Here is a 26,043-nt window from a genome sequence, read left to right as displayed (position 1 = left end):
ATATCAGTTTATATTAACGTTATAATACCATAATGTTTCATATATATTCTTATAATCACAATTTTATTTTTTCCCGAATAATAAACTTGAGAATTAATTTTTTTAAGATTATTCAATGTTTCAATATTCGGAAACTGTCTTCGTTTTTGATAATGTCCGGAAATTAATGCTATTTCTGGATTAAGAGTTTTTAAAAAACTAATAGTTGATGAAGTTTTTGAACCATGATGAGGAACTTGTAAAATATTAATTTTACTTAATACATGGGTGTTAACTAATAAATTTTCGGTTTGTTCTTCAATATCACCAGTAAATAAAATTTTATAATTATAAACTTTTAATAACAAAACTAAACTTTTATTATTTTCAGAAACATATTGCAAATTAAAACCATAAACTAAATTATGAATTGGATTAAAACCATCAATAATATATTGCGATAATTGATTGGTATTTTCATAAATTTTATCTATTTTTAATTTCATTTTCAAAAATCCAATATTACTAATATGTTCTAAATCATGATGAGTTAAAAATACTGCTTTTAAACTATGAATTCCTTTTGCTGAAAGATAATTATAAATAGTTGGATTATTTGGTTTTAAATCTTCTGTGCCCGCATCAATTAAAATAGCAGATTTATTATAAGGACTAGTTAATAAAAAGCTCATAGCATTACCAACATTAATCATCGTTAATTCATAATAAGGTTTAATAATACTATTCATTCATAATGTTGAAAGTAAAACAAAATTAATAATAATAACTGTTAACATTCTTCAATTAAAATATCGTCAACAGTTATAAATAACTATTAAAATTAAAAAATAAAGTTGTAAAATTCAAATTTCAATTTGAAAAGTCGGAATTCAAATATTACTCATATTTATTAACTTAATAATAATAATTAAAAAATTTAAAATTGGAGAAACAAAAAAACTTAAAATTGAATTTAAAAATAAATTTAAAAATAAAATAACATCACAAAAAATAATGATTGGTGTAAAAAATAATAAATATGCAACAGTTAACAAACTAAAACCATGATTTATTTGTCACTGAATAGGAATAGTGAATAAAAATAAAACAATATTAATCAATAATAATCTAATCCAATAACTATATTTTTTAAATTTATTATTAATAAATAAAATCAAAAAAGTAATACCAAAAGAAACTTGAAATCCTAAAAGATAGAATTGTAAAGGTCATAAACAAAGACAACAATAAGCACTAAAACTAAGAATAGAAATTGGATGAATAGTTTTTTTATTAAATTTTAAAATACAACTAAAAATTAAAAAAAATAATGCTTTCATTGCTGCAATAGATCAATTAAGTAAATATAAATAAAAACATAAAATTGCAAAGCAAATTAAAAGTTTAATTAATTCATTTTTGATAAATCAAAAACTTTTTTTTAAAAAAACAAAGAAAAAATTAATGTGTAAACCACTAACAACAATAATTGGAGTAATACCAAACTTATTAAAAATGGTAAAAATAGATTTATTTTCTTCGGTTTGCTGACCAAATAATAATAATTTAGTTCAAGTTTTAATTTCCTTTGGAAAAGTATTTATATAATTAAAAAAAATACTTCTAAGAGTTTTTCCAAAAACAACTTTTACTTTATTTTCATTAACTACTATTTGTTTATTAACATTATTAGCATTTAAAAATAATTTAAAATCAAACTCATAAAAATTATTAATAGTTTTTAAATCTTTAGTTTGACCTTTAAAAATAAGTGTATCATCTAATTGGGCATTAATAGTATACTGCATATTATTAATATAATAATGTGATAATAAATAATATTTTTTTCATCCTTCTTGTATTATCAAATAATTTGGATGGGTTTCTACTACTTTCAAATTAACATTTTCAATATTTATATGTTCATCTTTTTTAAAGTTAATGTTAACTAAGGAAGTAAAAGTAAATACTAATAATAAAAAGAAATACTTATAAAATGATTGCTTTTTAAAAAAAATAAAATACAAAATAATAATTATTATTAATAATAAAACTAAACCACTAAATATCGTAAAACTTGATAAAAAGAAAACTAAAAATATTAGAAATAAAACTAATAAAGCATGATAAGTAAACATCATTAAAAACTAATAAATTTATGCATCAATTGTATATATTTTCTTTTTGTAGTTATTAATAATTTTTCTAAATTCTCTAACAATTGTTTTGCATTTAAATTTTTTTTATTAAATAATAATAATACTTTTTTGGCATCTTGACTATTTAAACCTAAATTAATTAAAGGCTCTAAAGTAATAGTATAACGGGAATAATATTTAATAGCATTATTTCTTGGTGATAATATTAATTTATAATTTTCACTAATATTTTGATTTAGATTTAATGCTAAAATGTCAAAATAAACATTAGAAATATTTAAAGTATTAATTAAATTAATAATACTTATTTTTGAATTAAGAATTTTAACATAATATTTATTTCGTATACATAAATCTTCTCTAATTGGTAAATGTTCTTTAATTTCAACAGTAATAGTAATAATTTTTGTATCATTTTTTTCCTTACTAACTATTTCATTTTCATTAAAATTTTTAATCAACTTTAATACAACTAATCCATTACTTGCAAGAAAAAGAATTGTCAATGTTATAATTAATAATCTCATTTAATTTCACCTCAATAATTATTAAAAATGAGATAAGCAATTTCCTTTTTTTATTTTTTTTAATATAATAAAATAAAAAAGATAATGCAAAGGCTGATAATAATGACAAAAATAAAAACTGATGGTAAGAAATGAGAAAATAATTTTATAAAAATAATTAAAAATAAAACATTTATTAAATGATGCAAATATAATTCTATTATATTAATATTAGGAACTTCATTAATACTAAATATTATTTATATCCCAAAATTCTTAAATGGTACTACTAATCAAAATAGCGTTACTACTAATATTGAAATTACAGCTATCAACGGCAAGGAAACTATTCTTGAAAAAACTAATTATATTACTACTTTTAATACACTTGGTAATTTACTAAGTGCTTGTTCTAATGATTTTACTGTTGAAAAAAGTCAAATTGGAAGATTTTTGGTTGCTGTAAAAGGTAAAAAAGGTACTCAAGAAGATAAAAAATTTTGATACATTGAGCACTGAAATGGTAAAGAATTTATTGATTTTTCAGTAGGTATCGATGATATTAAATTGGAAAATAATGAAATTTTTCAACTTGAATTAAAATAAAAGTTTTTTATAATTCTTTAATCTTGGCATTGATTAAAATTTTTTGATTTTGATACTTTTCTAATTTCTGCTTTTCTATTTCAACTTTTGTTGGTGGTGCCTTTGCTAAAAATTGTTGGTTACTTAAAATATCTTTACTACGTTTTATTTCATTTTCAATATAAACTAATTCCTCTTTTAATTTTGCTAATTGTTCTTCTTTATTAAATAAATTTGAAACATTAATTTCTATTACTGCTGAATTAATAATTTTAATTATTTTATTATTAACAGACAACGGACTATCACTAATAGTAACAATTTGACTATTAGTTAATTGTAATAAATAAGGATTTAAAGTATTTTTTTCTAATTCAAAAAAAGAATTAGTCGTATTGATATGAATAGTTAACGGTAATTTTAAAGATAAATTAAGTTCTTTACGAATTTCTCGAATATTACCAATAATTTCAATTAATATTTCAACAAATTGAGTTACATCTTTTGTTTTTTCCATAACTTTAACTTTAGGAAACTTATTTGTTAAAATGCTATTTTTATACCCCATTTCTTCATAGATTGCTTCTGTGATAAAGGGAATAAAGGGATGAACCATAATAATAATTTGTTGTAAAACATAATATAATGTTTGTAATGAGTTACTTTGTTGCTCTTGATTTTGTAAATTAACTTTATTTAATTCAATATATCAAGAACAATATTTATTTCATATAAAATTTGATAGTGTTTTAACTACTAAAACAAATTCATATTTTTCCATATATTGCTCTACATAAATAATCAATTGATTAAGTTCTTGTAAAATTCATTGATCAATAAATGATAATGAATTATTATAGACAATATTTTCATCCAATTGAAACTTATCATCAATATTCATTAGTACATAACGTGCAGCGTTTCATAACTTATTATTGAAATTTCAAGCTGACTCAACTTTAGTAATACTAAATCTTAAATCTTGACCTGGAGCACAATTGCTAACTAAAAAGTAACGTAAAGCATCCGCACCATACTTTTTAATAACTTCCATTGGATCAATTCCATTATTTAATGATTTTGACATTTTTCTACCTTGTTCATCACGAATTAAACCATGAATTAAAACATTAGTAAATGGTTTTTGATTAGTAAATTTTCAACCCATAAACATCATTCGTGCAACTCAAAAAAATAAAATATCATAAGCAGTAACTAATACTGATATTGGATAATATTTTTGCAAATCAACATTTTTTTGTGGTCAACCCAAGGTTACAAAAGGTCATAAACCGCTAGAAAATCATGTATCTAATACGTCTGATTCTTGAATATAATCGTTAATTGGTGATGGTGGGTTAGTATCAACATAAATTTTCTTAGTTTTTTTATGATATCAAACTGGAAGCGAATGACCTCATCACAATTGACGAGAAATACATCAATCTTGAATATTATTTAATCACTGCAAAAGTTGTTGTTCAAATAATATTGGATGAAAATCAATCTTTGTTTTCTTATTTTTTTGTTTATCAATAATCATTTCAACTAATGGTTTCATTTTTATGAATCATTGTTGTGATAAATATGGTTCAATAATAGCGTTACTTCTTTCTGAATAACCAACTTGATGAAGATGGTCTTCAACCTTTACAACTAAATCTTCTTTTCTTAATTGTTCAACTAATTGTTTACGACATACCATTCGATCTTGATTAATATATGATTGTGCTAATTCATTCATAGTTCCATCAACATTCATACAAATAGGCATTGCTAAATTGTGACGTAATGCAATTTCATAGTCATTAGCATCATGTGCTGGTGTGCATTTCATAGCACCTGTTCCAAAATTCATATCAACATAATCATCAGCAATGACTTTAATTAACATTTTATTAGCCGGATTAACAACCATTTTACCAATAAATTGTAAATAACGTTTATCTTTACTATTTACAACTATACACTGATCAGCAAACATTGTTTCTGGTCTGGTAGTAGCAATAGTAATAAATTCACTACTATTTTCTATAAAATATTTTAAATAATACATTTTTCCTTTTGTTTCATGATAATTTACTTCAATATTAGAAATAGCGGTTTTTAATTCTGGATCTCAATTTACTATCTTTTTTCCTCGATAAACTAAACCTTCTTTATATAACTTTACAAATACTTCATTAACTGCTTGCTTAACATTTTCATCTAAAGTAAATACTTCATGCGAATAATCTAATGCTAAACCAAGTTTTGCTCACTGTTTTCTTATGTTTTGTGCATATTCTGTTTTTCATTTTCATGCTTGTTGTAAAAATTTATCTTTACCTAATTCTTGCAAATTAAGTTTTTGTTCTTCTTTAATACGTTGTGCAACTTTAACTTGCGTGGCAATGCCAGCATGATCCACACCAGGTATAAATAAAGTATTAAATCCTTGTAAACGTTTATAACGAATTAATAAATCTTGGATAGTACTATCTCAAGCATGACCTAAATGTAAAAGTCCGGTTACATTAGGTGGTGGTAAGATAATAGAAAATGTAGGATTAATAGAACTAACATTTGCCTTAAATAATCCAGATTTTACTCATTGTTCATAACGATCCTTTTCAATTTCAATATGATTATATTTTTTGTTTAAATTTCTATTCATTTGTTATACTCCTTTTTTTTAAAATAAAAAAACATTCCACAAATAGGAACGTTTTTTAACGCGGTACCATCCTAATTCATTTACAAAGTAAATGCACTTAATTATTATTTAAATTACTAATAATATAAGTTACCTTCAAATTAAACTTGCTTAGTTTACAGCAACCACTAAGTCTCTAAATTACCATTTAATTTTACTCTTTTATATTTTAAATTAATTATGTATTTTATTTTACATTGTTAATTTTAAAAAACAAGACATTTGAGAAAAGAAAAAATCTAAATATTAAAATTATCTTTTTTAACAACAGGAGTTGATGTTTTCATAGACTGCATGCAGTCTAATTTATTTTTTATATTTTGATCAAAATCACACAATAAAGGAGTATCATCTTTTTTTATTGTCTTTTTTTGATATGCTTGTTTTTCTAATAATTTTATTTTTCTTTGTTCTGGTGTTAAGTTATTTCACCATTTTTTTGCCTCATTTTTAACAACATCTACTTGTTTGGGGGTTAAAGTATTTCATCATTGTTTTGGATTTTTGATTATTTGTTCTCTTTGTTGATTAAATCAATCAATAACTTTTTGATAATCTTCCTTGAAAATTGATTCTTCATGTATTAAAACTTCATCTAAAATACTAGATAATATTTCACTATCCTCTAATATCTTTTGTTCATCATTTATAGCTTTTGATTTTGACTTATCAAAATCAATAAAAATTTCTTTTATTTTAATATTTTTTCACTTTTCAATTTCATCTCTTTTATTAAAAATTGCATGAGGTATATTAATTTCATAATCATAAAAAAAGTTTTTTTATTTCATGCATAAGTTAATCCTAATTTTTCATAAAATTCACCGACAGTAACATTAGTTGGATCTGATAATAAAATAAGGTTTTCGATATTATTGCTATGACATATCTCAAAAATTTTGTAAATAAGTAAACTACCATATTGTTGCTTACGATATTTTTCTTCAATAAATATACTTTCTAAAATATCTTCTTTTTTTTCTAAATCAATAATAAGTATTGCGTCACCGATTTTATTATTAAATTCATCAATTAATAATAAACTTTTTATACTTGGATTATTTAAATTATTCGTAATAATAACTTCTCTGCCGTTTGCCATATTTTAACTTCTTTCTAATAAACTCAATATAAAACTTGACTTTAAACGCAATAAACCCAATATATAATATTTTTTTTAATTAAATTAATTTAATAAAAACAAAAAAACTAATATAGATAAAACTATCTATACTAGTAATTAACAGTTATTAAATTAATTTAATAATATCATAAAAATATCTTTATTTTAAAAAAATAAACAAATTGTATGTAAATTAAAATATATTATATAACTTTTGTATTACATTTAAACTTACTAATAACATAAAAAATTTTTCCTAATATTTATATATTTTTATTTTTAACATAAAATTTAACACTTATTGAATTTATTTTTAAACGAATTAAAATATAATTAACTTCTTAAACTTAAGAAGTTATTGGAAAAAACAAAAAAAGGAGATTTTTTAGTGAAAACATTAATCAAAACATTAAGTATTTTAATACTTACAACAACCACAGGTAATTTAACTAGTTTCTTAAACACTATCAAACAAAATACTAATATTACAACTAATTATATTCAAAATAAAACACAACAAGATACAATTTACAAAGATAAAAATGGAATACAAAAAACAACTAATGATAAAGATTTGTCAGACATAGAAAGTAAAGAAATTGTTCAAATCGGTTTTTTTAAAAATGGAATTAGAGAAATTCAAGCTGTTAAAATGCCAAAAATAGTTGAAAAAGTACCAGATCAATTACCAACAAAAATTACTTCTTTAAGTAATATGTTTGCTAATAATCTAACATTTGATCAAAACATAGCTTCTTGAAATATATCAAATATAGTAGATATGAGTTATATGTTTTATGATGCAAAAAAATTTAATCAAGACATTTCCGGTTGAGATGTTTCAAATGTAACAAATATGATGGGAATGTTTTGAAATGCAAAAAAATTTAATCAGAACCTTTCAGCATGAAATGTAAAAAATGTTATTAATTTTGATCTTTTTGCTACTAATTCAGGAATTGATAGCCGCAGTAAATGACCAAAATTTAAGTATCATTTTTTTTAAAAATAAATCAAAACAAGCCTAATTAGGCTTGTTTATTTTGTAAATATTTTTTATAATTTTAAATAATTTGTTTATAAACAAATCTTTTTTCTTATTTACTTATTTACGTCGATATTTATAAGCCATAATTGCTCCAAATATTAATGCTCCAATTCAAAGTAAACTAACTAAAATCGGTATTCAGTAATTATCAAAAAGTGCTGCATTGATTAAATCATTTGGAGTACCATAATTATTTCATCCTCTATTCATAATAGAAACAGGATAAGAAAAAGGAATAATTTTAGCAATAATAACTAAAACTGGTTGTCCTTTAATGGCTACATACGGAATATATTGACCCGATAAAAATGATGTTGGCAAATATAATAATAAAGCAAAAGCATTAGCAATTTTAAAATCAGAAGCAAGAATACCAACCATTATTCCTACTGCTGAACACATAATTGATGAAAGCAGAATTGCTAGTAATATATAACCTCAATTAATTAGTTCTCAATTAATCTGATTATGATATAAAGCTGCACCAATTCCTAATGTTCAAAAACTACCAATAAAAATTAAAATAACATGAAATATTAAAATACTACTAATAAATTGTCATGGTTTTAATGGTGTTGCACCAATTCTTTTAATAATTATTGATTGTTTAAAATCAGAATATGTCATTGATAAAGTAACAATTCCTAATACTGGTGAAGCTGACATCACTAACCCCGGTAATACTGTTTGTGCAGCATTTGGGTTACCGGGTGTTAATACAGCAACTAAAATTGTTAACATAATAATAGGGAAAATAAAACCAAAGAAAATACTATGGAAAGATTTCTTAAAATAACCAAATAATAATTGAAACATTGCTAGCATTATTTTTTTTCCTTTCTCGTAGTTATTTCTAATGGTGTTTCTGTTTTTTCTAAATAATATTTTAATAATGAACCATATTTTTTAGTAACTTCAACAACAGTAGTATCATCAATAATTTGACCATCCTTTAAAAAAATAATACGTTTACATAAAGCTTGGATTTCATCTAAGTTATGACTAACTAAAATTAAAGTAATGTTATTCAAACTAATTTGTTCTTGTAAAAAATTAATAATATCAATTCTTGTTTTAACATCTAAACCAGTTGAAATCTCATCACCAATATAAATTTTTGGTTGATGAAATAATGATAAAAATAAATTAACTCTTTGTCTTTGACCACCCGATAAACTATTTACTTTACGTTTGTATAATTCTGTTAATTGAAACTTATCTAACATACTATTAAAAATTTCGGGTTTTATTTTATCTAAATAAATCTTATGATAAAAATTTATTAATTCTTTAACTGTTATAAAGTTAGGATAAACTTGATCTTGAAAATTTATTCCAACAACATATGGAATATCTTTTTTATTAAAGTTATATTCAATTTCTCCTGTACTTGCATTTTTAGTATTACTAATAATCTCACATAATGTGGTTTTACCAGCACCATTAGCACCAAAAATAGCAACAGAACTACCACTCTCAATTTCTAAATTAATAGATCCGAGTACAACATTACCATTATACGACTTCGTAATATTTTTAACCTTAATTACTTTCATAATTGCTTCCTTTCATATTATTTTAAACTTTATAAATAAGTATAGCATTAAAAAAATCTAATTTTATATCATAAGAACCAACATTTTTTTTAATTAAAATTTTTTTTAATATATTTAATTTTAAGTAACATTTTAAATGTTACTTAAAATTTTTATTTGAATACAAAATTCCTTCAGTTCCTGCAGCATATAAAGTATTTTCTGAATTAATTGTTAAGGCAAGAATATGTTCATTATCATTATCTATTCCTAACATATTGCAAAAAATAGATGATTTTTTTACTTTTTTATATATTTGATTTGAATCAACACCAGCGAACAAAACACCATCTCTATCAATAATTAATCGTTTAATTTCATGACCTGTATTTAAAATTTTAGAATACATACTTCCACTATTAATTTGATAAATATTACCATTATCAGAACCAGCAAAAATAGTTCCAATAGTATCTACGACTAAACTTTTTATTGACCCAGCATCATTTTGTTCTTTAATTAATTGAAAATCATTTACACCATTACTTTTATAAATTTTACCATGATTATTAGCTCCAGCAAAAACAGAACCATCTTCACCTATTGCTAAACTATTAATATAATCATGTGTTCCTAACATATGATTAACGTTACTATTTTTATCAATGCTATACACACCATCATCATTCCCAACATAAACAATGCCGGTTTTTTTATTAACCGCTAAAGCTCATATTCAATTTGTTGAATCTGGCAATAAAATTTTTTCAAATTTATGTATTCCATCACTTTTATAAACAGAACCAGAATCAGTTCCAACATAAACATTATCTTCATTATCAATTACTATATTTCTGGCAGTTTTACCAGCATCTAATCCTTCTATTAAAGTTTCTACTCCTGTAGTACTAAGTTTATAAACTCTATCTTCTTGTGTTCTAAAAATATTACTTTGTGAATCAACACCCAAAGCATAAATTTTTTCATTTGCTATTTTTTTATTTAATAAAACAGATGAATCAGATAAATTATGAAATGTAATAGAATCTAATTTTATATCATAAGAACTACCACTAGCACAAAACTGAGAAAAATTATGACCTGCATATTGACAATAAATATTATTATCATCGTGCCATATACATAAATATATATGAATTCGATTTTGAGCCATAAAAATTCAAAAATTATTTTCAAACTTAAAATTAAAAGTATCATTATTTAATACTACAGGATCATTAAATGGAGGAGCAATATACTCAGGAATAGATTTATTAATTTTATTAGTCATTAAACTTAGATTATTGTTAATAACAGGACCATTAGAATTAGTTAATTTAATATAAGAATTATTAAATGAAAGGCTAGGTCATAATAGACAAAATTCTTCTCATCTTTTTGCATATTTTGTTCAATTAATTAAAGTGTAGTTTTCTGATTTAAAATCTTCTCAACTATTAGTTCCATCAAATGATTGAGAATTAAATATATTAATATTTTTACTTAAATTCGTATTATTAAATTTATTATCATAAATTTCAATTACATTATTATCTTTATCAAAAATATAATTAATTGAATAATCTCTTGCATCATTAGAAAAGGGCAATTCATTAATTAGTTTATAAACTTTTTCTTTATCAACAATTAAATTAATAATCTCATTAGTTAAACTTTTATTAAAACTATTTTTAATACTAATTTTACTAATAAAATCCTTTCCTAAACTATCAGCTACACCTTTAGTAATTTTATTTTCGTGTACTGCTTTAACAATATAATATAAACCTAATGTTTCATTTAGATTATTACTGTGTTCAACTTTATCAGCACCTACTTGATTTGAAATATCAATATGACTATTTAATCCTCCAAATTGAATATATTGTCAATCATTATTATCACCTTCAAAATAATTATTATCATAAATACTTTCATTAGATATATTTTTTTTATCTTTAGTTTTTGTCACTTTTTTATAGTTAATCATTTCTTGTTTTGTATTTTCAATATTTAACTTATCCTTTTCTAAAATAAGTGTAGAATCATAATTTAAATTACCATCATTATCAACAAAAAAACTTCTCTAGCATTAAATATCATTGCTCAACTTATAATTAGCATGATTTGTATCATAACTGTAAAATTTTTGATCTAAATTTGATTGATTAGTAATTCAATTACTATTTGTTAAATAATTATATTGATTATTAAATAAATGAGTTAAGGGCTCATTTGTTGATTCTTTTTTTGGTAGTAAGGAATTTTTTTTAACAACATTATTATCCATTTTATTACTATCATTATTAATAATGATACTATTAATAATGTTACTTGTGAAAAGTAATGATGCTAAAGTACTTATTGTAAATATACTTAATATTTTTTTCATAGTTTTGCCCTCCTAAGAAATAGAACAACAAAATGGTTTAACATTTGATTTAACTTCATCATAAATTGGATCGGTATTTATTTTTTCATAAATAGGTTGTTCTTCTACTTTTTTTGTAATATTTGATGGTTTAATTTCATTAGTTTCTTCGGTCGTTACTTTCATATTATTTTCACTTGTTTTATTTCTTGGTGGTAATTGTGGAGGAACATTATTACCAACTGAACTCAATGAAGTTGTTTCATCTTTTACATTTTCATAAATAAATTTTTCAAAAATAGTTTTTTCTTTTATTTCTTCATAAATATGATCATCTTGATTAAAATATAAAGGATTATCAATTGAACTATTTTGATAATTTAAAAACATTTTAATAGTCTTAAATAAAAAAATATTGTCTTCTTTTAGTTTTTTCATCTCTTCTTCTATATCAAGAATTTCTTTTCTTAATTTTTGTAATTCTTTATTTTTCTTTTTAAAGTACTTTTTAAGATACTTATTATAAAATTTTCTTATAAACTTTAACATTTTCTTTCTCCTTTTTATAAAAAAATAAAAAAATTTTAAAACAATCATGCTTTTTTTATTTTTTTATTATTTCTTAATTTCTTTTTTAATTCCAAAATGATTTTATTAGTTCTGGTGTTATTACTATTTTTATATATTTACTTAAACTTATTTTTAAAATTCTTTCAAAAAACAAAAATTTCTTATAATAAAGGTATGTCAAAATTTTTAATGTCCGTATTTATTTAGTTATTTAAAATTTAATTATTATAAAAGTTTAATTATAACTAAAAATAAAAAAATCATTACTTCTACCATCCTCTAAAATCACACCAGTAACTATAATAATTGTATATTAAATACAATAAAAATAAAACGATAAATATGAATTTATTTGCTAAAATATAATAAAATTTTTTTAACATTTTTTAAACAAAATTTATTAAAATAAAATCTATTATTAAAAAGGGATTTTTATATTATCCATGTGGTTCAAATGTCGGATGAGGTACATTTTCTACTTTAGAATTAATAATATTTTTATTTCAAGGAATTACTTTATAAAATACATAAGCACAAATAAAATCAGCTGATTTACTTAAACACGAAATCATAATTACCATTTTAATACTTAAGTCAGTTCACTGCAATAAAGCAAAAGTAATAAAAATATCAATAAATCAAATTAAAAATAGATCAGCAATACTAATAATTAAAGTATAGCCACCAGCATAAAGAAAACTAAATAATGGTTGCATCATATTAATGAAAAAATAAGTTACTGCTGAAAAAGCCATATATCAAACTGCAAGTTTCATAGCATTATTAGATAAATTTGGAAATAATACTTTTGGAACTCAAAAAGCACTACCCAAAATAATTAAAGCAATAACAGTTGAAATAGCAAAACTCAATTTTAATATCTTGTTAGCATTTTCTTTAGCCAGTACTAGTTCTCCTGAACCTAACTTGCTACCAACAGCATATCCAACTAAAGCATTATATCCCCTAAAAGTAGAATAAAAAATAGCAACAACACTACCAACAATTTGCACAGCGGCAACAACTTCAGTATCACCAAAATGAGAATATAAAGCTGTTAACATTACTACTGAAACACCAAATAATACTTGACTAGCAAATAAAGGAATAAAAGTAATAATATATTTTTTATGTAAATCTTTTGTAAATTTAAAAATATTTCAATTAGGAGCATAAATTGGTTTTTTATAAATTAAATAACCTAACAATATAAAACATTCTACTGCTCTTGAAATAATTAAACTTATTGCTAATCCTTCAATACCTAATTGTGGTCCCCCACTATATGGTAATGATAAAATACAAACTAAAAATGTATTTAAGAGTAATGAGCAAATAGAAGTTATCAATGGTGTTTTAACATTACCACATGTATTCATAGTAATTGACATAATAAAAGCAAAACCTAACAATGGGTAATTTCAAGCAATTAATTTACTATATTCTTCAGCAATACCAATAGCATTTTCATGAGAATTATCTTCAGCACCAAGAATTACTCCCATAATTTGTTTGCTAAATAATTCTAATATTACAACAAAAAATATTGAAAAAATTAAAGTATAAAATAATTTTATATTAGTAGTTTCTTGAATTTTCTTCTTATCTTTAATACCTAAATATTGAGCAGTAAAAATATTACCGGTAGCAACGATAGCAAAAAAGATATATCAAACCATATCATAAATATTACTTGATGATGCAACTCCAGCAATAGCATCATCATTTCCAAATTGACCAACCACAAAATTATTCATTAAGTTTATTAATGTTTCAATTAAAGATTGTGCACAAATTGGAATCATAAATAATAATGCCATTTTATAAAAGTTTAAATTATCTTTGTTTAATGTTTTCATATTATCTCACCCAATTTAAAAATTTAATATAATAAAAAAATATATTAATGTTATTATTTAATATTTTGTTATATTTTTAACGAATAATTGCTTGAAATTTTTTCTTTAATATTTCTTGAATAATACTTATTTGTCCACTTACTTTTGTTTCATCTAATTGTTCTTCTTGACTATTAAATTTCAAATTAAAAGTTAATGAGTGTTGATTTTGTGATTTTAATTTTTCATCATTATAAAAATCTACCAAAGATATTTGTTCTAAAAAATCAATATTTGCAAATATTATAGCATTTTTTACATCAGAAAATTGAATATTACTATTAACAATAATTGATATATCACGACTTAAAGCATTAAATTTTGATCAAAGCTTAAATTTAGAAACTACTTTTTGTTGTTCTTCTATGATTTTAACTAACTTACTACAATTAATTTCTGCTAAGAATATTTTTTCAACATTCATTATTTTTTCAGTTTGTGGATGCAGTGCGCCAATAGTAGCAATATGTTCTTGCTCATAAAAAATATCTGCGCTTAAATACGGATGCATTAAAGAATTATTATTTGTTTTATAAACAATAGAGTTAAATAAATTTGGCATAACTTTTGCTAAAAAACCATCTAAAAAACCTTTAATAAAATAATACGTACTATTAGTAATTCTATTAGTATTAATTTTTGGTCAAAAATTATCCATAATCATAAAAGCTAAATGATGATTATCATCAGTTTCATCACCTGTATAAATAGTTTCATCAGTAAAAATTTTTAATTGTGTTTCTTTACGTGCATAATTATATTGACAAATTCTTAATAAACTATCTGTCAAACTAAAACGCATAACTTCTCTTGTTAATGTCAAAGGTGCTTCTAATTTTACAGGTATTTTATATTTAAAAAAATTAAAATCATTTAATCTCTGCATACTTGTTAAACTATATGTTTTTACTTGATTAAAACCATAACTTGTTAAATGTTGTCTTCACTTCATCATTAAATTTTCCATTGCCGTTGGTGACTTAAATGATACATTAAATTGTGGTTTAATAACTGGTAATTTATCATATCCAAATACTCTGGCAACTTCTTCACTAAAATCATTAGCATTATTTAAATCACTACGATGATTAGGAACTGTTACTTTTAAAATTTCTTGATTTTTTGCATCAATTTCAATTTGACAACCAATAATAGTCAAATAATTAATTATTTCATTAACCCCAAAATTTGTACCTAAAATTTTATTAATAAAATTAAAATTAAAATTGATCACTTTTGTTTTAACTTGATAAGGAACATCATTACTAAAACCAGTAATTTCATATTTAACTTGTAATTGTCCTAAAATAAACAAATAACGTTGTAAAGCAATTAAATAATAATCAGGAACAACTGGTCTTGTTAAACGTTCTAATAATGTATTAATAAGAGCACCATGTCGCTTTGCTTGTTTACTCATTAAGGTAACATCAGGATTAATTGAAAATATAAAAACTTCTTTGGAACTTGGTTTAACTTCATATTCAATATTATGACTAACTCCTAAAACACTAAAAGCCAAATATTTATCATGTAATAAAATATCACCCTCTTTAATTTGCAAATTACCTTCTGGGTATGATTTAGGTGAAATATTTAAAGATGGTTTTTTTAAAACATCGGCACTAAAAGTAATTAAGGGTTGACCCAATTCTAACATTACTAAATGAATAATATCTTCTGATAAAGTTTTGGGTACAATATTTGCAAGTTGTAGTGTTCTTCTAATTCAAATTGGTGTTATTACAGATTTATCATCAAATTCAATCTTTAATGTTGCTAAAGCTTGAATTTTACCATTAAGAACACTAACTTGACTTTTATTATCAAATTTTCCTATACTACTAACTTCCATGTTTTTTAAAGGAATTTTAAAATAACCGCTTAATTCTCTAGCAATACTATAAATCCCCAAACAATCACTACGATTTACTGTTAAATCAATAAAAAAAATTGTATCATCTAAATTTAAATATTGTAATGGATTAATATTACCAACCATTGCATCATCTGGTAAATGAATAATACCACTTAATTCTTCTTTATTCTGAACAATACCACTTAATCCTAATTCTGTTAATGAACAAAGCATTCCTGAAGAAACAACGTCTTGAATTGTTCTTTCAACAATAGTAAGACCATTACCTAAAGTACTTCCTATCCTTGCTACAACAACTTTAATACCAATAACTACATTTGCTGCACCACAAACTATAGTTAACATTTCAGTGCCTACTGTTACTTCACAAATATTTAATTTATTTGATTTAGGATGTTTAGTAATTTTAGTAATTTGACCAACAACTAAGTTTGTATTACTGAACATTAAATTTTTTACTTGATCAACCTCAAAACCCAAACTATTTAAAGCATCAACGATTTCATAATCTTTAATGCTATTAATATTCAATCACTGCGAAATGATTTTACGTGAAACTATCATTTTATTTTATACTCCTTTTAATTTTTAAAATTGTTTTAAGAATCGAAAATCATTATTATAAAATAATCTGATATCGTCAATGCCATATTTAATCATAGTAATTCTTTCAATGCCTACACCAAAGGCAAAACCTGCTGTTGTTTCATCTAAACCAGCAGCAATAAAAACATTTGGATGAATCATACCAGCACCTAAAACTTCAATTCAACCAGTATACTTACATAATGAACAACCTTCTGTATTACATTTTGGGCAACTTACATCTACTTCAACTGAAGGCTCCGTAAATGGGAAATAACTAGGACGTAATCTTGTTTTAGTTTCCATACCAAAAAATTGCTGACAAAAATAATTTAATGTTCATTTTAAATTTGCAAAAGTAATATTAGATCCAACTAAAAACCCATCAACTTGCATAAATTGGTGAGAATGAGTAACATCATCATCATCTTTTCGATAAACATTTCCTAAACTAATAATAGCCGTGGTTTCTTTTGAATTTTTATCTTGCTCGCTAAGAATGCGTGCAGTCATATTTGTAGCGTGTGTTCTTAATAATCAACGATTAAGTTTGTCATTATTATTTTCAAGATAAAAAGTATCTTGCATATCTCTTGCTGGATGATCAAATGGTAAATTTAAGCGATTAAAATTATATTCTTCATTTTCTACTTCATTACCACTAATGATTTGATAACCCAAATTTTTAAAAATTTCAGATATTTCGGTAACAGTTTTTAATAAAGGATTGGTGTGACCAATATTAAAATCAATACCCGGTAGTGTTAAATCAATTTCTGAAGATTTAAGACGCTCATTAATGTTATCTTTCTCAATTTCATTAAATTTTTTTATTATATATTCATTAATTTCTTTTTTTAATTTATTAGCTGCTTGACCAATTTCAATTCTAAAATTATGAGGAAACTTTTCTAAAGATTTTAATATATTATTAATATCCGAATTTTTACCTAAATATTGTGATTTTAAAACTTGCAATTTATGTAAATCAGCAACTTCATCAATATTATTAAATGCTTGCTGTCTAATAATTTCTAATCTTTTTTTTAAATCGTTAACCGCTAACATTCTATTCCTCCATTAATTTATTAATATGTATAATTAAATTTTTATAATTCAAAATAAGTATAATTTATTTTAATATATTACTAGTAAATAAGCAATACGTTACTATTGCTACACTTGTTGCTAAATTTAATGATTCAACATTAAAAGAAGTTGGAATAAAAATATTACTATTAATTTTATCTTTATACTTTTTATTAATACCTTGTCCTTCATTGCCAAATAAAAAAGCATTCTTTTGCTTAAAGGTAATTTCAGATAAATTAGTACTATTATCTTCATGTAGAAATGTACCATAAATCATATAATTTGCATTTTTTACTTTTAATAAAAATTGATCAAAATTTTCATAATACACATTAGTATAAAAAATAGCTCCTTGACTTGCACTAATTACTTTGTGATTATATAAATCAACGCTTTCATTTGATAAATATACTTCAGAAATATTAAAAGCAGTAACACTGCGTAAAATATTTCCTAAATTACCTGGATCTTGAATTGTATCAATTAGAATAATATGAGAAGAATAAAAATAATTTAAAGGTTTAACAATATTACAAACGCCAATTATTGGTTGTGGTGTTTTTTGTTGTGAAATTTTTTTAATAATCATACTATTTACAACAATAACTTCAATATTATTACAAGTTTTTAATAAATTTGCATATTTGTCTAAATACTTCTCATCAACATATACTGCAAGTAATCTTTTTTTTAATAATGCAATACTAATTAAATGTTCTCCTTCAATTAAAAACTTTTTTTTAACATTGCGATGTTTTCTTTCATGTAATAAAACTAATTCTTGAATTATTGGATTTTTAAGTGAGGTTATTTGTTTCATCCATAACTCCTTGTTTTAATATTTTTTGACAATCTTGAAAATCTGGACAATATTGAGCAACAAAATTTCAAAATGTTTTTTTATGATGAGCATGAATTATATGCGTTAACTCATGAATTATAACATAATCAATTACAGCATAATCAAAATGAATTAATTTATAATTAAGTGTAATGATTTTAGTATTTGGTTGACAAACACCTCATTTATTTAACATCGAACGAATTTTTAGTACTGAAAACTCAATATTGATAATTTCTGATCAATATTGTAAGCGACTCATAAAAATATTTTTTGACTCTTCTTTTAAAAATTTTTGAATTTTAATTAATATTTGCTTATCATCTTGAATATTTGTGCATACTACCAAATTATTAAATTCAAAATAAATAATGGTTTTTTTTGAATGATACTTAGTAATTAATTTATATTTTTTACTTAAAAAATAAAGATAACTGTCATTATTATTAATAACAATATTAGGTTTTAATATAGTTTTCTTTTTTAAAATTTTAGGTAAACTTTTTAAAATGAAATCTTCAATTAATTTTTCTTGCATAAAAAATGGAGCACTAATAATAATTTGATCGTTGCGCACTTTTAAATACATATGTTTTTGTTGTTTATATGTAATAATGTACTCTCATTTTGTATTATTATAATTGAAAATTTTAACATTAGTCATTTTAATCTCCTAAATAAAACGATCACTTATTTCCATTAATAATTTTGTGATTGTCGTAAATGATTTATTTCATTTTTATAAATATAACAAGAAATAATGTCTTCACTATTAAAATTACATTTTTTACCAATTGTAAAATAAATATTTAATAATTCAAAAAAATCATTACTTGATTTTGATTTAAAAAGAGTTGTAACAAAAGCAAATAAATCAATGAATGCAAGATTAAGATCTTGATAATTTGTTTTTTCTGAAAAACTAAAATTTTGAAAATCAATATTAAGGCTATTACCGATACTAAGAATAAAATGAAGACTATCAATATATTCTTCAAGCATTACTGATTTTTCACTACTTGGTTTTGAACTTCAATATTTAAAACATCTTTGTTCATTTGCAAATTCACCTAATTCAACTAAAAGTGCTAAAAATCTAGAATTTAATGTTTTAATATCGCTAACACCACGATTAATAATTATTTTTTTATCTAACTCATTTTGAAGTTGGATAATTGTTAAAAATTGTTTTGAATTTAACATAATTAACTCACTTTCTTTTTTTAATTATTAATTAAGATTTCATTATTTTTTTATCTTTTAAATTTAATTTTTTATAAAATTTTGTAATTAATGATTTTTTATCTTTATAAATAGGATTAATTTTTGTTCCTTTTTCTAAATAAAAAGGAGATAAAGTTTTTATAATAAAAATATATGTTAAAACTAGTAATGAAATACCAACAACAGACATAAATGTAAAACGTAAAATTGGTAACCACACTGAAGTGTCTAATACTTTTTTACCAAAACTTGCTGTATAACCAGCATTACCAATAAATAAGTAATTAGTACCAAAAGAAGTATTAAAAATAAAAACACCACTACCAAATAAAGTTAAATATAATATACTTTTTTTGATATATATTTTGTCATATTCAATATGACCATATAAATATAAAAGTAAATAAGAAAAAAGAATAATAATATGAATAAAATAATAATTTCAATAAAGAAAATGCTGTGGACCAAAAACTCATTTTGTTTTATCTGGTAATAAAAATGCCAAAATAACAGGACCAATTAAAGGAAAAGTAATATTAAATAAACTTTTATTAGGAATAATTAATAGTATACCACTAGTAATATTTAATACCGAACATAATTGAAAAGGAAAATAATCATACCATTGATAATTATCACCATTCAATCCATGAACAATATAAAAACTAATATATAAAAGTATTTGAAAAATACCTAAACTACATTTAAAACTATAGCACTTACTTAAATTAGCATAAAACCTTTTAAAAATAAATAAACTAATTATCAAGAATAATGATATAGATAAGCCAATTCAATAATACATACCAAATAAAGGATTAATAACTGCTTGTGGATTACCATCAAAAAATCCAAGAAAAACAAATTGCATAATGGCCCCCTCTTTTTTTAAATTTCTTTCTTATTTTTATACTAAGAAGCGAATTTATTTTTTAATTTATATAAAATTATGCAATTAATTATTTTGCTAAAGCAGATTTTGATGCCAAAACTAATTTTTCAAATTCTTCTGGTTGATTAATTGATAACTCAGACAATATTTTACGATTAAGATTAATATTAGCTTTATTTAAGCCATCAATAAAACGTGAATATGATAAATCATAATTACGAACAGCTGCATTAATTCTTTGAATTCATAACTTGCGAAACTCACGTTTACAATTTTTACGATCACGATAAGCATATGCTAATGAGTTCATTACTTGTTCATTTGCTGTACGATATAAACTATGTTTTGCTCCATAATATCCTTTTGCTGCTTTTAGTATTTTTTTACGACGATGATTAGTTATATAACCACCTTTAACTCTAGCCATTTATTTTGTCACCTTCCTAAATTAAATCTTTTAAACGCTTATAGTCAGAAGCAGATACTTCACTTCACCCACGTAATTGACGTTTTTGTTTTGTTGTTTTATTTTGAGCTAAGTGAGAAACAAAAGCACCACTACGCATTCATTTACCACTTCCTGTTACTTTAATTCTTTTTTTTAAAGCTTTTTTTGCTTTCATTTTTGGCATATTTTACCTCCTATTGTTAATTTTCTTGATTTTTCTTTTTTGGAAAAAGATAAATAGTTTGTATATTTTTTTCTTTTTTATCAAAGTTTTTATCATAAATACAAATATCTTCTAATTCTTTATAAAATTTTGTAATTACTTCAAATCCTGCTTCAGGATTATGTAATTCACGACCACGATATTTTAATGTAACTTTTACTTTGTTACCATTACTTAGAAATTTACGAGCCTTATTTGCCTTTGTTTTAATGTCATTGTTATCAATAACAACACTTAGTCGAATTTCTTTTTCTTCAACAATTGTTAATTTTTGTGCTTTTTTAACTTCTTTTTCCTTTTTTTGTTGTTCAAAACGATATGTATCAAATTTAAACATTTTACAAACAGGTGGTTTAGCATTTGGTGATATACATAATAGGTCATATCCTAAATCTTCTGCTTTTTTTAAAGCATCATTTTTTTTCATTAAACCATAATTAGTACCATCATTACCAATTAATAAAAATTCATAAAAGGGAATATTACTATTTCATAAATTATCATTATTTTTAAAAGCCATACATACCTCCTTTAATTTGCATAAATAAAAGTGTGCTAAAACGCACACTCACCACTACAAAACTTTATTTTAAAAATAAAAATTTAAAGCATTGAACCTATAACAACTTAGCTATCAGGTGAGCGTAAAAACTACTTTCTTTATGTCAAGTATTATTATATTAGATTTTTAATAAATTACAAGATTTTTTTAATAGGTGTAAATCAACTTTTTGAGTTAATATAAGTAGGTTGATTATAAGATGTTTTTCAAATAGAATTAAGATTAAGATTAAAATTAAATGTTATACTTTCATAATCTTCTTTAAATTTATCAATATTATCATAACCATATTGATTTATATAAATACCAATACTATTATTAAATTTACCTTTAATATCTTCTAAAGTATGTGGTCTCATTTGATAAATATCAACAGTTGTAGATTTTAATGTACCATCAATATTATTATTAATCCCATATTGACTTTGATTACTTAAATCAATAAATATAGGGTGCGCTCTTTCTATTAATGGGGGTGGTTGGATTGCTTGTGGATAATTAAATGGTTGGTCAAATTTAAAAGTATTGTTTGCTAAAATAAATGTATTTTGAATTAATCTACTATTATTACTTGCTTTACCTACTGTTTGATAAGTACCACTTCAAATACTAAAATTATCATTAACAGCACCATTTCTATTATCAGGCATTGAATAAAATGTTATTTTAAAATTACTTTTACCTACAACTTTAATATCAATCATATCAATTGCTCATTTAACTATATTTGTATTAGTAAATTTAGGTTCATTTAATAATGGAATTGAACTATCTTCTTTTGCTAATAATGAAATTGTATCTTTACCACCAGCACCATTTTGAACTAAATTTACAGTATCATAAATTCCTTGTGAAGAAATACTTCCATCATTAATATCAAAATTTTGTAAATTAATCATATCAGTTAAATTAAATGTAAATGATGTCATATGACTTGCTGTTCCAGCAACTGCTTGTATAGCATCTGGAGTATCATTTCTAAATACATCTAACGGAATTAATGCTGGATTAGTACTTTGTGAACTATATAATAATGTTGTATAAAAATTATATAATTCAGCAGAAATTAAGCCATTTATATAAGGAAATTGAGGTATTAATAAATTACTTGATAATTTAGCACCTATATCTAAACCACCAACAAAAGCATTCATAAATGACCCAAATATAGGTATAGTATTAAGATTAATTTTAATTGTTTCTCGTACTGTTAACGGTATTTCACTAATAGGATTATAAATAAAATAATGTAATGCATTAATAGTATTTAATTGCTTAAATTTATTATTATTCATATTATAATGAGTATTACCAATAAATTTTTTATTATTTTTATTATAATATTGAAAATATGGATTACCAGCAGTTGCATAATTATAATCTTCAATTTCAGCACCATTTAAAAAATTATTATCTCAATAATTTACTAATCTATTTGAAACATCAACTTTATTAGTATTTTTAGTTTTTTCAACATTAGTTCTTAAATGACCTTCATAATGTTTAGTTGCACCATCATCATAATTTGGAGAAATTACTTTTTGTCAATCTTGATAACTATCCATAACTGATTGTCCTTGAACAGTTAAAACATAATTAGTTTCTGGTAATGCTTGAAAACTTACTGGGTCATAAGTTGAACATTGATATTGTCATGGAAATAATAATTTACTTGGATATTGTCTATATTTATGTTTTTTAGTATTAATAGGATTATTATCAATATCTCTACCTCATAATGCTATTGAAATAGGCTTAACTGAACCATAAAAAGATATTTGACAATGAGTAACTGGTAATGGTGTTAAATAATTACCATCCAAAACAATATTATTATTTTCATCTAATGCTGGTAATGCTACTGGGTCACCGGGCGCACCTAATTGCACATATTGATTAATTGCTAATCCACTATGTGCTAATTTATCATTTAAACTACTAAAAGTACATTGAATATAAGCCAATTCTTTATTTTCTGGATTATAAGTTTTAGTTGCAACTTCAAGAATATATCATTGTCTATCAACTTTAATTGATTTATCAGTATTTATAACTTTATTAATTTCTGGAATCATATATAACTTATATAAATTTGAAACAATATTATTAATAAAATTAAAATTCTTTTTTTCATTTGGAATATTAATAACTACATTTTTAATTGCTTGTTCTTGAATAAAAGCATTATTTGCTGGCGTTGCTGAATAAGTAATACCTAATTGGTCACTTACAATATTTCCATAAAATACATCACCAATTTGTAATTGTTTATATGCTTCATCTGGATTATCTTTATTTTGAATAGGATAATAAGAATGGTCTCAAACTGCTTGTATGGCTTCTCTACCAGTAAAGATTTTACTAAATGAAGTATAATCATTAGGAATACTAGTTGGTGGTTTATATCCCGTTTCTGTTGAATTTATAGCACCTAAAATAATAGTAAAAGGACATACACGAAATTGTAAATCTTTATTTTGTGTAAAATCTTTTTCAATTTCACCTGTACTTTTTCATACAGTTTTAATTAATTGATGATTCTGTTTTGGTGTCATTCCCATTTTTAGTTTCTCCTAAAAAAGTATTATTAAATTCAATTTCTTCTTTTTGATATTTTCTATTTTCATTAATAATTTGTTGTGCTTCTTCTTCACTAACACCATATCTTTTAACAATAATTCTTTTAATATTAGTAATTCCTAATCTTAATTCTGCTTCATCAATTTCAAGTGATTTTAATCTATCTGTAATAGTATTTTCTTTAATTTCAAATGTTCATTTATATTTATCACCATCTAATCCCATTAATATAAAACATCTTTGAAATATTTCATTTCAATCACTTTGATTTAAAGTTCTTTTAATTCTTGTAGTTTCCATATCACGAGAATTAGTAATTAATACTTCTGCTTCAGTTTTTTGACTTGTAGTATCATTTACTGGACTATATCCACTACCTTCAAATGCTTTATCAATAATAAATTGTATAAATTCAGCATATTTATCTAATATTGGACTACCTTGTAATATTGCAATTGGTGGTGTTCCACTAGTACTTCCTAAACTTCTTAAATTTGCTTGTAAAATAAATTTACCTATTAATTTTTTTAAATCAAAAGCAGTTTTAGATTGATTTATCTCTTGTTCAGTAATATCTAAAAATACACGAGTAACATTAAATTCAAGTTCATGGTCAATTGATTCAAATGTTTTATTTAATAATTCTTGTAATTTTTTAATTGGAGTCATATCTGGATAATAATCACCAATAACTCCACCAAAAAAATTCTTTTTAGGTAAATTTTGCATAAATTTAACTGGAATAATACCTAAATTATGATTTTCTATTAATGGTAATTGTAAATCTTTACTTATCTTTTCTTGTAAACCATCTAAAGTAACATAATCACTTGTAAAATATCTAATTATTTGATTTTGAGTATATGTTGTTTTAACATAAATACTTTGGTCATCATACTGTACTCTTGACCATGTTGATGCACTATATTCAGTTTCTAATACTCTTGCAACTCTTGATTGAGCATATGGCTGAGCAAAATTTAATGATATTCTACCAGTTTTACTTTTATCAATTTGAACAATACTATAACCATAACCAGATTTAATATGACAATCTTGATAAAACAAACTATCAAAATTATTTCATTCTTTTATTTTTTCAATTGCTCTTTTATATTCTTCATGTTCACTTGTTAAAGTATAACCATTACCCCATAATAATTTACTTGCATGATTTGCTATTATTTCTTGAAGATTAATCATACATCACTTAGGAATTAATATTTCAGTATTATGATTATTCATATG

At 22.9% G+C, this 26,043-nt stretch carries 23 protein-coding genes; 2 read left to right on the top strand and 21 right to left on the bottom strand.

The features are described 5' to 3' along the window. Positions 1-8: 8 nt before the first annotated feature. Positions 9-1,847 (bottom strand): ComEC/Rec2 family competence protein, encoded by a 1,839-nt coding sequence (locus tag AACK83_RS02100; protein WP_338959072.1) that lies wholly within the window; start codon positions 1,845-1,847, stop codon positions 9-11. Positions 1,848-2,119: 272 nt separating this feature from the next. Beyond that, a complete protein-coding gene (locus tag AACK83_RS02095) occupies positions 2,120-2,665 on the bottom strand; it encodes a hypothetical protein (RefSeq protein ID WP_338959069.1) in 546 nt (181 codons plus the stop codon). Positions 2,666-2,767: 102 nt separating this feature from the next. On the opposite strand from AACK83_RS02095, the gene AACK83_RS02090 reads away from it, so the two are divergent. Continuing rightward, complete coding sequence (locus tag AACK83_RS02090) at positions 2,768-3,250, top strand: hypothetical protein (protein WP_338959066.1); 483 nt, start codon at positions 2,768-2,770, stop codon at positions 3,248-3,250. A 7-nt stretch (positions 3,251-3,257) separates the two neighbouring features. Here the strand turns inward: AACK83_RS02090 and AACK83_RS02085 are convergent, their stop codons facing one another. Continuing rightward, positions 3,258-5,885, bottom strand: a complete 2,628-nt coding sequence (locus AACK83_RS02085; protein WP_338959063.1) for a valine--tRNA ligase — start codon at positions 5,883-5,885, stop codon at positions 3,258-3,260. Between the two features lie 730 nt (positions 5,886-6,615). Beyond that, on the bottom strand, positions 6,616-7,026 hold the full coding sequence (locus AACK83_RS02080) for a GNAT family N-acetyltransferase (protein WP_338959060.1): 411 nt from the start codon (positions 7,024-7,026) through the stop codon (positions 6,616-6,618). A gap of 409 nt (positions 7,027-7,435) precedes the next feature. On the opposite strand from AACK83_RS02080, the gene AACK83_RS02075 reads away from it, so the two are divergent. Further along, on the top strand, positions 7,436-8,053 hold the full coding sequence (locus tag AACK83_RS02075) for a BspA family leucine-rich repeat surface protein (RefSeq protein WP_338959057.1): 618 nt from the start codon (positions 7,436-7,438) through the stop codon (positions 8,051-8,053). A 99-nt stretch (positions 8,054-8,152) separates the two neighbouring features. On the opposite strand, the gene AACK83_RS02070 is transcribed toward AACK83_RS02075, so the two are convergent. From AACK83_RS02070 to AACK83_RS01990, 17 genes are all read right to left on the bottom strand, one after another. Further along, entirely contained in the window at positions 8,153-8,920 is a 768-nt protein-coding gene (locus AACK83_RS02070; RefSeq protein ID WP_338959055.1) for an ABC transporter permease, read from the bottom strand. After that, complete coding sequence (locus tag AACK83_RS02065) at positions 8,920-9,651, bottom strand: ABC transporter ATP-binding protein (RefSeq protein WP_338959053.1); 732 nt, start codon at positions 9,649-9,651, stop codon at positions 8,920-8,922. The genes AACK83_RS02070 and AACK83_RS02065 overlap by 1 nt, the downstream gene beginning before the upstream one ends. Positions 9,652-9,790: 139 nt before the next feature. After that, positions 9,791-11,620, bottom strand: coding sequence for a hypothetical protein (locus AACK83_RS02060; RefSeq protein ID WP_338959050.1), 1,830 nt, complete (start codon positions 11,618-11,620; stop codon positions 9,791-9,793). A gap of 102 nt (positions 11,621-11,722) precedes the next feature. Further along, a complete protein-coding gene (locus tag AACK83_RS02055; RefSeq protein WP_338959048.1) occupies positions 11,723-12,022 on the bottom strand; it encodes a hypothetical protein in 300 nt (99 codons plus the stop codon). Positions 12,023-12,034: 12 nt separating this feature from the next. Further along, a complete protein-coding gene (locus AACK83_RS02050; RefSeq protein WP_338959046.1) occupies positions 12,035-12,550 on the bottom strand; it encodes a hypothetical protein in 516 nt (171 codons plus the stop codon). Between the two features lie 458 nt (positions 12,551-13,008). Next, positions 13,009-14,430 (bottom strand): MATE family efflux transporter, encoded by a 1,422-nt coding sequence (locus AACK83_RS02045; protein ID WP_338959043.1) that lies wholly within the window; start codon positions 14,428-14,430, stop codon positions 13,009-13,011. 76 nt (positions 14,431-14,506) lie between these two features. Continuing rightward, a complete protein-coding gene (gene pheT / locus AACK83_RS02040; RefSeq protein WP_338959041.1) occupies positions 14,507-16,912 on the bottom strand; it encodes a phenylalanine--tRNA ligase subunit beta in 2,406 nt (801 codons plus the stop codon). A gap of 24 nt (positions 16,913-16,936) precedes the next feature. Continuing rightward, positions 16,937-18,001, bottom strand: coding sequence for a phenylalanine--tRNA ligase subunit alpha (gene pheS / locus AACK83_RS02035; protein WP_252320310.1), 1,065 nt, complete (start codon positions 17,999-18,001; stop codon positions 16,937-16,939). 64 nt (positions 18,002-18,065) lie between these two features. Further along, positions 18,066-18,845, bottom strand: coding sequence for an RNA methyltransferase (locus AACK83_RS02030; RefSeq protein WP_338959038.1), 780 nt, complete (start codon positions 18,843-18,845; stop codon positions 18,066-18,068). Continuing rightward, on the bottom strand, positions 18,823-19,530 hold the full coding sequence (locus AACK83_RS02025; RefSeq protein WP_338959036.1) for a SprT family zinc-dependent metalloprotease: 708 nt from the start codon (positions 19,528-19,530) through the stop codon (positions 18,823-18,825). The genes AACK83_RS02030 and AACK83_RS02025 overlap by 23 nt, the downstream gene beginning before the upstream one ends. A 35-nt stretch (positions 19,531-19,565) precedes the next feature. Beyond that, positions 19,566-20,069, bottom strand: coding sequence for a dUTP diphosphatase (locus tag AACK83_RS02020; protein ID WP_338959033.1), 504 nt, complete (start codon positions 20,067-20,069; stop codon positions 19,566-19,568). A 31-nt stretch (positions 20,070-20,100) separates the two neighbouring features. Beyond that, on the bottom strand, positions 20,101-20,961 hold the full coding sequence (locus AACK83_RS02015) for a YwaF family protein (RefSeq protein WP_252320318.1): 861 nt from the start codon (positions 20,959-20,961) through the stop codon (positions 20,101-20,103). Between the two features lie 88 nt (positions 20,962-21,049). After that, complete coding sequence (gene rplT / locus AACK83_RS02010) at positions 21,050-21,409, bottom strand: 50S ribosomal protein L20 (protein ID WP_338959028.1); 360 nt, start codon at positions 21,407-21,409, stop codon at positions 21,050-21,052. 16 nt (positions 21,410-21,425) lie between these two features. After that, the gene (gene rpmI, locus AACK83_RS02005) at positions 21,426-21,614 is read right to left on the bottom strand and encodes a 50S ribosomal protein L35 (protein ID WP_338959025.1); all 189 of its coding nucleotides are present in this window, start codon (positions 21,612-21,614) and stop codon (positions 21,426-21,428) included. A 16-nt stretch (positions 21,615-21,630) separates the two neighbouring features. After that, on the bottom strand, positions 21,631-22,173 hold the full coding sequence (gene infC, locus AACK83_RS02000; RefSeq protein ID WP_174480738.1) for a translation initiation factor IF-3: 543 nt from the start codon (positions 22,171-22,173) through the stop codon (positions 21,631-21,633). Between the two features lie 176 nt (positions 22,174-22,349). Further along, entirely contained in the window at positions 22,350-24,776 is a 2,427-nt protein-coding gene (locus AACK83_RS01995) for a hypothetical protein (protein ID WP_338959022.1), read from the bottom strand. Beyond that, positions 24,739-26,040: a hypothetical protein gene (locus tag AACK83_RS01990; protein ID WP_338959019.1), complete on the bottom strand. Its 1,302-nt coding sequence runs from the start codon at positions 26,038-26,040 to the stop codon at positions 24,739-24,741. The genes AACK83_RS01995 and AACK83_RS01990 overlap by 38 nt, the downstream gene beginning before the upstream one ends. Positions 26,041-26,043: the final 3 nt, after the last annotated feature.

The organism is Spiroplasma endosymbiont of Tiphia femorata, from assembly GCF_964020225.1.
Classification (GTDB): domain Bacteria; phylum Bacillota_I; class Bacilli_A; order Mycoplasmatales; family VBWQ01; genus Spiroplasma_E.
This window is presented reverse-complemented; position numbering and strand designations above follow the sequence as displayed.